This window comes from Propioniciclava sinopodophylli (assembly GCF_004324755.1).
In the GTDB taxonomy this organism is placed as follows: Bacteria; Actinomycetota; Actinomycetes; order Propionibacteriales; family Propionibacteriaceae; genus Propioniciclava; species Propioniciclava sinopodophylli.
The window spans coordinates 26,385-38,064 of record NZ_SDMQ01000019.1 but is presented as its reverse complement, the minus strand read 5'-3'; the positions used below and the strand labels follow the sequence as shown (position 1 = coordinate 38,064).

General features: G+C 67.6%; 13 protein-coding genes. 10 read left to right on the top strand and 3 right to left on the bottom strand.

Going from position 1 to position 11,680, the window contains the following annotated elements:
• The 5 genes from ET989_RS13930 to ET989_RS15060 form a co-directional block, all read left to right on the top strand.
• On the top strand, nucleotides 1–745 hold a 745-nt coding region (locus ET989_RS13930), incomplete at its 5' end, for a hypothetical protein (RefSeq protein WP_206662384.1).
• Between the two features lie 112 nt (nucleotides 746–857).
• Nucleotides 858–1,112 (top strand): multiubiquitin domain-containing protein, encoded by a 255-nt coding sequence (locus ET989_RS15070; RefSeq protein ID WP_165490195.1) that lies wholly within the window; start codon nucleotides 858–860, stop codon nucleotides 1,110–1,112.
• Nucleotides 1,087–2,265: a ThiF family adenylyltransferase gene (locus ET989_RS13925; RefSeq protein WP_165490194.1), complete on the top strand. Its 1,179-nt coding sequence runs from the start codon at nucleotides 1,087–1,089 to the stop codon at nucleotides 2,263–2,265. Before ET989_RS15070 ends, ET989_RS13925 begins: the two co-directional genes overlap by 26 nt.
• On the top strand, nucleotides 2,262–2,675 hold the full coding sequence (locus ET989_RS15065) for a ubiquitination-like system serine protease family protein (protein WP_165490193.1): 414 nt from the start codon (nucleotides 2,262–2,264) through the stop codon (nucleotides 2,673–2,675). Before ET989_RS13925 ends, ET989_RS15065 begins: the two co-directional genes overlap by 4 nt.
• 155 nt (nucleotides 2,676–2,830) lie before the next feature.
• Entirely contained in the window at nucleotides 2,831–3,067 is a 237-nt protein-coding gene (locus ET989_RS15060; RefSeq protein WP_165490192.1) for a hypothetical protein, read from the top strand.
• On the opposite strand, the gene ET989_RS13915 is transcribed toward ET989_RS15060, so the two are convergent.
• Nucleotides 3,048–3,635 (bottom strand): hypothetical protein, encoded by a 588-nt coding sequence (locus ET989_RS13915; protein WP_131170012.1) that lies wholly within the window; start codon nucleotides 3,633–3,635, stop codon nucleotides 3,048–3,050. The two genes, ET989_RS15060 and ET989_RS13915, sit on opposite strands and share 20 nt — an antisense overlap.
• 392 nt (nucleotides 3,636–4,027) lie before the next feature.
• Here ET989_RS13915 and ET989_RS13910 point away from each other — a divergent pair, with 392 nt between their 5' ends.
• Together ET989_RS13910 and ET989_RS15055 are read left to right on the top strand one after the other, a co-directional pair.
• Nucleotides 4,028–4,345 carry a glyoxalase superfamily protein gene (locus ET989_RS13910; protein WP_206662383.1) on the top strand — a complete coding sequence of 106 codons (318 nt, stop codon included), beginning with the start codon at nucleotides 4,028–4,030 and terminating at the stop codon, nucleotides 4,343–4,345.
• Nucleotides 4,346–4,494: 149 nt separating this feature from the next.
• Nucleotides 4,495–4,653 (top strand): hypothetical protein, encoded by a 159-nt coding sequence (locus ET989_RS15055; protein ID WP_165490190.1) that lies wholly within the window; start codon nucleotides 4,495–4,497, stop codon nucleotides 4,651–4,653.
• Nucleotides 4,654–5,018: 365 nt separating this feature from the next.
• Here the strand turns inward: ET989_RS15055 and ET989_RS13905 are convergent, their stop codons facing one another.
• Together ET989_RS13905 and ET989_RS13900 are read right to left on the bottom strand one after the other, a co-directional pair.
• A complete protein-coding gene (locus tag ET989_RS13905; RefSeq protein ID WP_131170009.1) occupies nucleotides 5,019–6,185 on the bottom strand; it encodes an AMP-binding protein in 1,167 nt (388 codons plus the stop codon).
• Nucleotides 6,182–6,979, bottom strand: a complete 798-nt coding sequence (locus ET989_RS13900) for a tryptophan-rich sensory protein (RefSeq protein WP_131170007.1) — start codon at nucleotides 6,977–6,979, stop codon at nucleotides 6,182–6,184. The genes ET989_RS13905 and ET989_RS13900 overlap by 4 nt, the downstream gene beginning before the upstream one ends.
• Before the next feature lie 185 nt (nucleotides 6,980–7,164).
• Between ET989_RS13900 and ET989_RS13895 the strand changes: the two genes are divergently transcribed.
• The 3 genes from ET989_RS13895 (at nucleotide 7,165) to ET989_RS13885 (ending at nucleotide 11,618) form a co-directional block, all read left to right on the top strand.
• The gene (locus tag ET989_RS13895; RefSeq protein ID WP_131170005.1) at nucleotides 7,165–8,010 is read left to right on the top strand and encodes a DUF5134 domain-containing protein; all 846 of its coding nucleotides are present in this window, start codon (nucleotides 7,165–7,167) and stop codon (nucleotides 8,008–8,010) included.
• Between the two features lie 182 nt (nucleotides 8,011–8,192).
• Nucleotides 8,193–8,543, top strand: a complete 351-nt coding sequence (locus ET989_RS13890) for a hypothetical protein (protein ID WP_131170003.1) — start codon at nucleotides 8,193–8,195, stop codon at nucleotides 8,541–8,543.
• Between the two features lie 135 nt (nucleotides 8,544–8,678).
• Nucleotides 8,679–11,618 carry an ExeM/NucH family extracellular endonuclease gene (locus ET989_RS13885; RefSeq protein ID WP_131170001.1) on the top strand — a complete coding sequence of 980 codons (2,940 nt, stop codon included), beginning with the start codon at nucleotides 8,679–8,681 and terminating at the stop codon, nucleotides 11,616–11,618.
• Nucleotides 11,619–11,680 lie beyond the last annotated feature (62 nt).

Here is an 11,680-nt window from a genome sequence, read left to right as displayed (position 1 = left end):
CTTTCACTTACGAGGTGACCCTTCGACGCGGTGGACGGCGACTTCAGCAATTACCATCCTCCCTGCTCAGAACGGTCACCTCGCCCCATGCCACGCCCACACCCGCCACGACACCGGTGGATCAGGGATCAGCGCCACCGGTGTGGTGGACCTTTTCGAGGCCTCGCAGGCGAGCATGGCGGTCTGCGCGATCGCGCTGAGCCGGCGCCTCATGGGACCGGCCGGGATCGTCCTGATCAACATCGAACGGGGAGAGGTCGACCTGGCCTGCGTTCAGCCCGACAGCGAGCGGGGCTGGCCGGCCAGCTTTCCTTGGCGTCGCCAGCTTCTCCCCGAGGGCCATCCCCTGCAGCGGCTGCGTGACGGCTCCGAACTCGATGCTCGACGGCGGATGACCTGGACCACACCGTGGGGAGATCAGGCCCCCTACTACGTCGACGCGTGCCGCCACTACGGGAAAATTGTAGCGATCTTCGCCGACCGCGACCTCTGGGGCAGCGAGCAGTTGCATCTGGATGGGCCTCGCGAGTACCGACGAGGATTCTTGGGCGAGTTGACCTGTTGCGGCAAGACCCATCAAGTCTCGACATTCCCCTGCCCGGACTGCAACGGCTTCTACTGCCCAAGCTGCAAGCAGTGCCAATGCGACAAGCGGGCCGCGAGCGAGCTCCTGTGCAGCCGCTGCTTCCAGCGCAAGCAGCGGCACCTGGTGGGCACCGACGGGATCTGCGTCGACTGTCAGTGAGGCAGCCCTAAAGAAACCTGCGGCTGAGGCGACTACCAGGCAGAAGGGACCACAAGGGTCCTGCGGACACTCGGATCGATGTCTGCTCCGTTCGCAACGCAAGGAGAACCTCATGCCTCACAACGCCAACAGCCACACCACCGTCATCGTCAACACGCGGCCGCGGACTTGGACCAACAACAAGATCAGCTACGAACAGGTCGTGGCGTTGGCCTACCCCGACGACACCCCCAACCCCGACATCACCTACACCGTCCGGTACAGCCGAGGCCACGACGGCCACGGCACCGGGACACTCACTTCCGCCAAGACCGTCGCCGTCAAGAAGGGAATGGTCTTCGATGTCGTCCGCACCGTTCGCTCGTGAGCCCGACCTGCAGCGACTCGTCCAGGAGGGCTACAGGCTCTCGTTGGACAACAACTGGCTGATCGTTCACCACGTGCCCTACGTCACCGCCACCCACACGGTCGCCTACGGCCAGCTGGCCTACCCGGTGACCTACTCCGGTGACCGGATCCTGCCGCAATGCGCCCACGAGCTGTGGCTGGTGGGCGACCAGCCCCACAGCGCCAGCGGCCAACCGCTGATCCTGGCCAGCACCAATCCACGCGAGATTCGACCCGGGCTCTCCGCCAACTACATGCTCTCGTCCAAGCCCATGCCTGAAGGCGTGTACCCCGATCAGTACGCCAAGGTCACAGAATACGTGCGGATCCTTTCCCACGAAGCGCTTGCACTGGACCCGACAGTGACCGCCACTCCCGGCCCCGACTGGGATGGCGACGCTCCCCAAGACGATGTCTTCGTCTACCCCGACACTGCCACCTCACGGGCCGCTCTCGGACGCCTCAACGCGCTGTTTCGCGGCCTCAAGATCGGCATCGTGGGGCTAGGTGGCACCGGAGGATACGTTCTGGATCAGGTCGCGAAGACACCGGTGGCCCAGATCCGCCTGATCGACGGCGACCGCTTCGAGAACCACAACGCCTTCCGAGCTCCCGGAGCAGCCCGCCTCGCCACCCTCCAGGCGCACCCGTTCAAGGTCGAGTACTTCGCCGAGTTGTACGGACACATGCGCCGAGCGATCCAGCCCCACGCCGAGTACCTGCAATCCACCAACCTCAACCTGCTCGACGGTCTCGACTTCGTGTTCCTCTGCTCCGACGACCCGCACGGCAAGACGGCAATCATCACCTACCTTGAAGGCCATCAGACCGGCTTCATCGACGTCGGCATGGGAATCGAAGAGGTGGACGGACGGCTTACCGGACTGCTCCGGACCACCACCAGCACACCCGACCACCGCGATCATGTGCACTTGCTCGACCGGATCCCGCAAGGAGCCGGGGGAGGGGAGGACTATGGCCGGAATATCCAAATCGCCGACCTCAACGCCCTCAACGCTCTCATGGCCGTGATTCGGTGGAAGCGGCACCTCGGCTTCTATGCCGGCGACCGGGAGGGCTTCTGCACCTACTCGATCTACACCAACGAGATCTCCAACGAAGACTTCGCATGAGCCGCCCGATGCCAGCGAGCCGCCTCGACCCAGTGTTCGTGGACCGCTTCCCAGAGCCTCTCGAGGCGGATCGCATCTACGTCTCGATCAGATACAACACCACCGCTCACCTTTGCGCCTGCGGCTGTGGACTCGAAGTCATAGCCCCCTTGTCGCCAGCGCAATGGCGCTTCACCTATGACGGACGCAACGTCACGCTGAAGCCTTCGATCGGCAACTGGAATCTGCCCTGTCAATCCCACTACTGGATCGACCACGGTCGAATCCGTTGGGCGAACCGATTCACGCCTGACGAGATCACCGAAGCTCAGCAGCGAGACGCCACAGACCTCCGTCGACAGGGCCAGAGAGAGCAGCTCCGACGATACCGGTGGCTAGAACAACTCTGGCACCTGATCCGGCGCTGGTGAGACTCGTCCGGGTACATGAAGGCCACGGCCAGCGCGCCCCACGTGTTCCTCACCGATGCGTCGGCGCCGGTCGACCAACAGGCGCAGGACCTCCAGTTGCTCATCTGACACGACCGGGGCAGGCCGGTGATCCGGACCCCGACCAGGGCGATGGCGTGGGCGTCGGTGTCGCCGGTCTTGCGGCCCTGACCGGTGGTGAACATCCGCATCCGGGCCGACAGTTTGGCCGGCACGTCCACCACCGACTCGCCCTGGCACAGGAGTCGCTCGGCGACGTGACGGCCGATCCCGGCAAATCCCTCGACCCCCCGCTGCGGCCAGACGGCCGCGAACTGGAGCATCGCGTCGAACCCCGCGTGCGCCACGAGATTGCTACTCATCGACTCGAGTGAACAAGTAGACCCGTACGGGCTGAGAGCCCACTTGGCAGAAGAGCTTCTGCCGGTCGCCTGCCAGCGTTATGAAATGAGCGTTGAGGGTGGTTCGCAACTGACCGATCAGTGACATCATGAACTCGCCTTCGGACTTGAGGTCAGGAACCCCACGCCAAGGATTCCGAGCATGAAGCAACTGACTGAGCCGACCCCAAGTCCTCGCAACATCCGACTCGAACAGGCCATCGGTCACGTCGATCCATTCGTTCGTTTCGCCTCGGATCTCGATGACGCCGCGAGGCCAGTACTCGGGGTTCACAGTTCGGAGACTCTTAATGGCTTTGTCCCATCCATTGAGAGCAAGAGTTCGTTCTGCTTCCTCCATAGCCTTCCGATTCCCCACGAGTGAAGCGAACGCAATCTCCTCGATCGCAAGCCGGAGTTGGGCTGCGGCGTAGATGAGTCCTCGTTCGTCTCCGAGTTCGCAGGCTACGCGCTGCGCCTCATCGATCCTGAGCTTGATGCGCTCCATTTGGGCTGCGTAGCGACTCCTATCCTCGTCCGCGACGAGATGCTCCTCATCCATATCGACTCCATCGTTGGGCAACCGATTCGGCATTGCAGCATGGATGCTACAGATGAGGCGTATCACCGACGCCCAAGCCAGCACCGATTGCCCTCGGGCTGCCTGCAAGCGCCCAGCCCCTGGGATCTGATCCGGGACACCTTGTGGTCACCGCATAGGCGGTGCGCGGCGGTGATCTTGTAATTGCTCTTGAGGCCAGCCGATGTGGCTGCTGGACCGCTCGGCGTGGAGGAACCGGGGAGGAGCACACCCCGCTATCTGCTCCGGCGATTCAAGGCGCCAAACACCCGGATCTGCCGCCATCCCTGCGGATGCACAATGGGTGTATGAGTCGGGAACCAGCTCAGGCTGGCTCAAGAGATCCCCGCGGGAGCCTGCTTGCGCAGGCACCCGTGCTCCGGGTCGCCGACGCGGAGGCGTCCGCGCGGCGGTATTCGCAACTCGGCTTCGCTGTTGAGTGGCGCCACCAGTTCGAGCCGGGGTTCCCGCTGTATCTCGGGCTGCGGCAGGACCAGAACTGGCTGCACCTCTCAGAGCACACCGGTGACGCCCAGCCGGACACACTGCTCTATCTGTACGTGCCCGATATCGACGCCGTGGCACAGATGCTCGGCGTGGCCGGGATCGACGACATGCCGTGGGGTCGTGACATCGAGGTGCGCGACCCTGACGGTAACCGGCTCCGGATTGGCACTCCGTGCAAGATATGAGGGGTGGTGCCCTTCGATCTCGCGTCCGGCCATGCCGCACTCTCAGTTTCCATCCCGGATCCTGCTCGCAAAATCTCGGGGCTGAGCGACTGGCCCCTCTCACTTTCACACCCGCCGGACACCACGAGCAGCCGACTCCCGGCGCCCCCATGCCGGAGATCACCGACGGCGTCGAGGCCAGTGACCGGATTGTCCTGTCCGACGCCCAAGAGGCGATCCCCAGCAGCACCAACGCGCAACGCATCAACGGGGGCAGCAACCTGACCGGCGGCAGTAGCTTCAGAGGCGGGACAAGGCCCCCCGGCTGACCTCATTGGCACGTGCTTCGCCAGAACCTTCGGTCGCGATGAGTTCACTGATCGACCGCGCCGTCCGGAGTGAGTCTCGCCAGGCGCTCGATACGCCGTAGGGAATGCTGCAAACCCCGATGGCTCCGTGGCGGCTGACCCGCATGCCGCAGCTTCGGCGCCTATCCGGTGTTTCGGCGGAGGCTGTCCTTGAGCCGAACCACTGCCATCGGCAGCACGATCACACCTTGCCGGCGCTCCGCCACGTCGCTGCCGTCCCCCCCACCCCGCTGGCCCTGGGCCGCCCGCGAGGTGGCCGAACCCCAGCAAGGCGGGCGGAAGCCAGCCGCGTGCAGGAACGCCAGCCCAGTCCCAGGGTCGCCGGGTCAGTGCGGCGCGTAGAGCGCCTCGATGTGACGGGCCGCAGCCTCCAACAACGTGTCGCGGCGCAGCTTGAGCGTGGGCGTGATGAAGTTGGACGCCGCGGTGACGTCCACGAGCAGGGGCACGAAGGCGCGCGCCTGCTCCGCCCGGGAGACCTCCGCGTTGGCCCGGTCGAAGGGCCGCTGCAGGCGCGCCAACAGGGCAGGGTGGTCCAGCACCAGCCCGTCGTCAGGGAGCGGGGCGTCCAGGTGGGCCACCACGTCTGTGTTGCCCGACTGCTGCGCCCACCGCCGGACGCCGTCGGGGTCGACGAGCAGCAGGGCGGTGAGGTGGCTGCGTCCCTCGCCGACGAGCACCGCGTGCGCGACCAAGGGGGAGCGGGTGACGGCGTCCTCCCACGGCTCGGGGGCGACGTTCTTGCCGGACGCCGTGACGATCAGGTTCTTGCGCCTCCCGTGGAGTGTCAGCCGCCCGGCGTCGTCGAGCGAGCCGAGGTCGCCGGTGCGAAAGAAGCCGTCGACGAAAGCGCCGGCGTCGTCGGCCGGGTCCACGGAACCGGGCAAGACACCGACGCCCCGCACCAGCACCTCGCCGTCGTCGGCGATCCGGATGGTCGTGCCCGGCAGCGGCGTCCCCACGCTGCCGGCCCGCAGGTCACCGGGACGTAGCCCGGTCGCGGGCGCCGTCGTCTCCGTGAGGCCATAGCCCTCGATGACCGGCACACCGATGCCGCGGAAGAAGTGCGCCAGCGTCGGGTCGAGCCCCGCCGCGCCGGACAACAGCCACTCGACGCGATCACCCATCAGGCGCCGCATCCGCCGGTAGAAGAGGCGGTCGAAGAAGGCGTGCCGCACGCGCAGGGCAGGCCGCGCCCGACGTCCGGGATCGTCCTGTCTCGCCTCGAGGTGGCGCCCCCACGCGACCGCGGTCGACTCGGCGAGCCGGAACACCGGACCGATGCGGGCGTCCGCCGCCCTGTCGCGCCCGGCCTGGCGGATCTTCACCAGCAGCTGGGGCACGACGACCATGAACGTCGGGCGCACCTCGCCGAAGGCGGCGACGACGCGCGTCCGCTCGCCCTCGTGGACGACCTTCATACCCGCGGCGACGGCCACCAACTGCAGCCCTCGGGCCAGGATGTGGGCAAGTGGCAGCGCGATGATCGTCAACGGGCGGTCGCTGTGGAGTGCCGCTGCGGCAGGAGGCCCCCGCGGAACGCCAACGCCGCGCCGAGCACCAGGGCCGCGGCGACGGCAGCGGCCAAGCCCACCATGGTCGAGGAGGGCTGGTCGGTCAGGCGGGCGATGGCGATCCAGGCCAGCCCCCAGGCGGACGCCGCGGCGAGCGCGAGACGTCCGCCGTGGCGCTTCGCCAAGAGGACCCCGACGCCGGCGGCCACCGCGAGGACGGCCACGGCGAGGAGCTGGTCCGCGAACGGGCCGACGCTCCAGCCAGACGAGACCCCGGCCGCGGCGACGTTGGCGCAGGCCGCGACGCACACCCAGCCGAGGTAGGCGCCGAACGTGCCGTCAATGACGACCCGGTCGGCCGTGCCGGCGGCGGGATGGGCGGTGACGCGGTCCATCAGCAGACCGAGAACGACGACCAGGGCGGCGATGACCGCGACGCTGATCCAGATCAGCCCCACCTGTGTGACCAGCAGCCAGGCGCCGTTGAGCCCCATCGAGGCGCCGGCCAGCCAGCCGGTGGCGCGGGCGCGTTCGGCCGTCCACTGCGACGGCAGCCACTGCCAGACGGTGTAGGCGGCCAGACCCACGTAAATGAGCGACCAGATCGAGAACGCCGGACCGCCGGGGGCGAGCAGCGTCGCGTCGGCAGACAGGACGCCCGAGGACGAGTCCTCGACCCGCGTCCCGATCACCCCGAATCCCAGCAGGGTGGTGTAGACGCACAGGGCCGCCATGGCGGTCACCCACAGGCGGCGGAGCAGGTCGCGATCCATGATGTCTCTCGTCACACGGTGGTTGGGTGAGATCCGTGTGGTTGGCCACGTTACGTGACGACCCCCGCTTGGTCGAAGGTTTGTCCAAGGTCGGACGTGACTCGGATCCTCGGGAACTTTCGGCCCAGCCCGGCCGACTACTGGGGCGGAGGACGTGCCAGGCGTCCGCATCAGGAGGGTTTTGCATGTTCTCGTTCGCCACCGTGCCGGTGAAGTTTGTCGGGCTGTTCGTTCTCTACCTGTGGTGCACGGCGTGGAGCATCTACGAGATGACCCGCCCTCAAAGTTGGCGGCAGCGGGTCTCGAACGGCCTCCACCTGGTGATGGCCGTCGTGATGCTGCTCATGGTGGCCGGGCCCACGTGGATGACGCTCATCAAGATCATCCCGATCTGGGTGCTGGCCGGCTTCTTCGCCGCCAGCGTTGTGTGGTTCGCCTGGCTCGCGGTGCGGGCGTTCGTGGCCGCCCAGCGCTCGTCGGGGTGGCACTTCGTCGGCCACGCCACGATGTTCGCGGCGATGGCCTGGCACGTGGCCGCGATGGCGGTCATGCGGCCGCTGAAGATGGCGGCACAGTCCGGGCAGGCCGACGCCGGGGGCATGAACCCGATGATGGCCGCCCAGCAGCCCGGCGGCGTCCTGTGGTGGTTCGCGGTCGTGGGCGTCCCGCTGATGGCCTACCTGCTGGTCGCCTCGGTCCACGCCCTGCGGCAGGCCCTCGCCCCTGCGACACCGGTGGCCACGGCGTCCGACTGCTGCGGCGGCACCTGCACCTGCGGTCCGGACTGCACCTGCGACCTGCCCCGCCCCGCGCTCGGCCCGGTCGCGAATGACTCGGACGGCCGCTCGCTCGCCCTCGCCACGGCCGCCCGCGTCGAGACTGCTCCCTCGTGCCACGAGGTGCGTCCGGTGGGCTCGCCGAAGTTCCGCATGGCCGCGCTGTCGGACTTCGCGATGAACTTCGGCATGTTCTGGATGAGCACCGGGATCATGGTCCCGCTCCTGCCGTTCTTCGCCTTGCTCAGCTTCTGAACGGCGGGCCGCACCTTCAAGGGGTACGCGGGATGCTCGACATCATCGTCGCCTCGGGCCGCCACCTGTGGGCTGCTGGTTGAGCTTCGACATGAACGGGCTGGCCGCTGAGCGAGGGCGCGCAGATCGTCTTCGTGTGAGCGCAGGTCGCTAGGCTGGGAGTGGAGTGAGGGGAGGCCGCCATGGCCGCTGGCTGGTTGAGCATCGTCGCACTGGGTGCGCTGTTGGGCGTCCTCCTGGTCGGCGTCCTGGTCGGCCTCTCGCTGCGGAGGAATCGGGCACTGCCCCCGGTCGCGCCCGATCGGGACGCCTGGGAGGAGGCCCTGCTCGCTGACACGACACCGCCCCCGACCGTGCCCGGCCACGCCGCCGCGCCGTACCCCCCGCCCGGGGCCTCCGAGGGCCCCGAGGTGCTCGACCGCGCCGCGCTGGAGAACCGCGGCCGGTCATTCGACCCGACGGGTTGGGACGACCGCCCCGACGGCTTCGAGGGCACCGACATGGGTCTGGTGGGGGGAGATGGCGACCGCTGAGGCCCAGCCAGATGAACTCCTTCTGAACTCTTGAAGGTGCACCCGCTCCAAGGTGCTGCCACGAGCGCTTTTGTCCCGTAGCGTGCCCCTGAGGAGCCGCCACCGTCGGCGGCCTGGACCAGGGAGACCGAGCCCATGCAACTCACCACCCACCTGCGCCGAGGAGTCGCCGCACTGGCGGCCACGGCCTTGGCCGTGACGGGTCTGACCGCCTTGCCGGCGTCCGCAGCACCCGATGGAAGCGGCCTGATCATCAACGAGGTGTACGGCGGCGGGGGTAACTCCGGCGCGACCTACACCCACGACTTCGTCGAGCTGTACAACCCGACCAGCGCCACGATCGACGTGACCGGCTACACCGTCAAGTACTACTCGTCGGGTGGCAACATCGGGAACACCTGCACCCTGAGCGGCTCGGTTGCCGCCAACTCCCACTACCTGATCCAGCAGGCGAAGGGCGCCGGCGGCACCGAACCGCTCCCAACCCCGGACACCATCTGCACGGCCCCGATGTCGGGCACGAACGGGATCGTCGAGTTGAACGGCCCCGCCGGCATCGTCGATCTCGTCGGCTTCGGCTCGGCCGTCCGCTTCGAGGGCAGCGCCGCCGCGCCGACGTTGTCGAACACCACCTCGGCCAGCCGGACGAACTTCGTCGACACCGACGACAACCGCGCCGACTTCACCACCGGCGCCCCCTCGCCGACCAACTCGGGCTCGGCGACCGACCCGGACCCCACGCCGACTCCCACGCCCACCCCGACTCCCACGCCTGACCCCGACCCGGAGCCGATGATCACCCCGATCGCGCAGATCCAGGGCACCGGTGACACCACGCCGCTCGCCGGCCAGTCCGTCGTCACCGACGGCGTCGTCACCGCGGCCTACCCGACCGGTGGTTTCAACGGCATCTACATCCAGACCCCCGGCACGGGCGGAACTGTGAAGGCCGCGGGCGAGGCGTCCGATGGCCTGTTCGTGTTCTCGAACTGGGCGGCGAACAACGTCCAGATCGGCGATTGTGTGCGCGTCGAGGGCACGGCCGGTGAGTACAACGGCCTCACCCAGATCTCGGGCAGCGTCGTGGTGACCGAGTACGAGGGCTGTGCGCCGGTCGTCCCGACCGCGCTCGCCACCCTGCCGGAGACGGACGCCGAGAAGGAGGCGTACGAGGGCATGCTCGTGCTGCCGCAGGGCACCTACACGATCACGAACAACTACGGCCTCAACCAGTACGGCCAGCTCGGCCTCGCCTTCGGCGATGAGCCGCTCTACCAGGCCACCGACGTGGTGACCCCCGGCGACGAGGCTGCTGCGTACGAGACCGCCAACCTCGCCAAGCTCATCACGCTGGACGACGGGTCCTCGTGGAACTACGTGACCAACGCCACCGCCAAGAATTCCCCGCTGCCCTACCTCAGCGCGGACGAGCCCTTGCGGACGGCGTCCCAGGTCACGTTCGCCAAGCCGGTGATCCTCGACTACCGCTTCCAGTGGAACTACCAGCCGGTCGACCAGATCGTCGGCGCGACCGACCCCAACGACCCGGTCGTCTCCGAGAACGACCGCGAGTACACCGTGCCGAACGTCGGCGGCGACCTCGAGATCGCCGCGTTCAACGTGCTCAACTACTTCACCGACCTCGGCGTGAACGAGACCGGCTGCAAGGCGTACACCGACATGTACGGCAACCCGGTCGGCGCCAACAACTGTGAGGTGCGGGGCGCGTACTCCGAGAGCGCGTTCGCCGACCAGCAGGCCAAGATCGTCGCCGCCATCAACAAGATGGACGCCGAGGTCGTGGCCCTGATGGAGATCGAGAACTCCGCCGGCGTCAGCTACATCGACCACGCGCGCGACCACACTCTCGCACAGCTCGTCGATGCCCTGAACGCCGACGCTGGGACGACCCGCTGGGCCTACGCCCCGACGCCGACGGTCACCCCGTCGAACGAGGACATCATCCGCACCGCCTTCCTCTACGACCCCAGCGTCGTCGAGCTGGTCGGTCCGTCCTTCATCGACCTGGACGAGGCCTTCGCCAACGCGCGCTACCCGCTGGCGCAGGAGTTCGCCGTCCTCGACTCCCCCACCACGTTCGTGACCGTCGCCAACCACTTCAAGTCGAAGGGGTCCGGCGAGGACGACGGCACAGGCCAGGGCCTGTCCAACCCGTCGCGTGAGGCGCAGTCCCGGCAGCTCGTGGCCTGGGTCGACGAGATGTTCGCCGGAAAGGCCGCCTTCTTGATGGGCGACTTCAACGCGTACAGCAAAGAGACCCCGGTCCAGATCATCGAGGCCGCCGGCTACACCAACACCGCCAAGCACTTCGCGCCAGACTCGGCGACGTACCAGTTCTCGGGCCGCCTGGGCTCGCTGGACCACGTGTTCGCCAACGAGGAGGCCATGGCCCTGGTGACCGGTGCCGCCGTCTGGGACATCAACGGCGACGAGTCCATCGCGTTCCAGTACAGCCGGCGCAACTACAACACCGTCGACTTCCACAGCGACGACGAGTTCGCGAGCTCCGACCACGACCCCGTGATCGTGGGCCTCAAGCCGGCCGCGCCCGCAGCCGACCCGGTGCTCGTCACGGCGACCGGGTTCGACTGCAACTCGTTCGGGTTCAGCGTGACTGGCGCTCCCGAGGGTGCCAAGCTCCGCATCGAGTGGGAGCGGGGCGGCCAGAAGCAGTTCACGACCGTGAACTCGCTGACCTGGTGGTCGGGCGACCGCCAGGCCGGGTGGAGCAACGCCGTCGCCACGGTGCTGGACGCCGACGAAAACGTGCTCGCCACGTCGGGTGACCCGATCAACCCGGACAGCTGCCCGATGATCACCACGCAGCGGGTCAGCGACAAGGCCTTCGGCTTCGTCGTCGACCTCATGCCGAAGGGGAGCACGCTCCAGATCACCTGGACCGACCGCAAGGGCAAGACCCAGGTGCGCACCACCACGCAGTCATCGTGGTGGTCGGGTAACAGCAACAAGGGCTGGGAGGACGCCCAGGCCGTGCTGCTGGACGCCAACGGTGAGGTGATCGCCAAGTCAGCGGTGATCAACTACCCGCTCTGACCCAGGGCTGACGGGCCGGGCGGCGTCCTTCGGGACGCCGCCTGCCCCGGGAGGACGAGGCG

Coding starts and splice junctions, on each gene's coding strand:
- ET989_RS15070 (WP_165490195.1), top strand. CDS start 858: ATGCCTCACAACGCCAACAGCCACACCACCGTCATCGTCAACACGCGG.
- ET989_RS13925 (WP_165490194.1), top strand. CDS start 1,087: ATGTCGTCCGCACCGTTCGCTCGTGAGCCCGACCTGCAGCGACTCGTC.
- ET989_RS15065 (WP_165490193.1), top strand. CDS start 2,262: ATGAGCCGCCCGATGCCAGCGAGCCGCCTCGACCCAGTGTTCGTGGAC.
- ET989_RS13915 (WP_131170012.1), bottom strand. CDS start 3,635: ATGGATGAGGAGCATCTCGTCGCGGACGAGGATAGGAGTCGCTACGCA.
- ET989_RS15055 (WP_165490190.1), top strand. CDS start 4,495: ATGCCGGAGATCACCGACGGCGTCGAGGCCAGTGACCGGATTGTCCTG.
- ET989_RS13900 (WP_131170007.1), bottom strand. CDS start 6,979: ATGGATCGCGACCTGCTCCGCCGCCTGTGGGTGACCGCCATGGCGGCC.
- ET989_RS13895 (WP_131170005.1), top strand. CDS start 7,165: ATGTTCTCGTTCGCCACCGTGCCGGTGAAGTTTGTCGGGCTGTTCGTT.
- ET989_RS13890 (WP_131170003.1), top strand. CDS start 8,193: ATGGCCGCTGGCTGGTTGAGCATCGTCGCACTGGGTGCGCTGTTGGGC.
- ET989_RS13885 (WP_131170001.1), top strand. CDS start 8,679: ATGCAACTCACCACCCACCTGCGCCGAGGAGTCGCCGCACTGGCGGCC.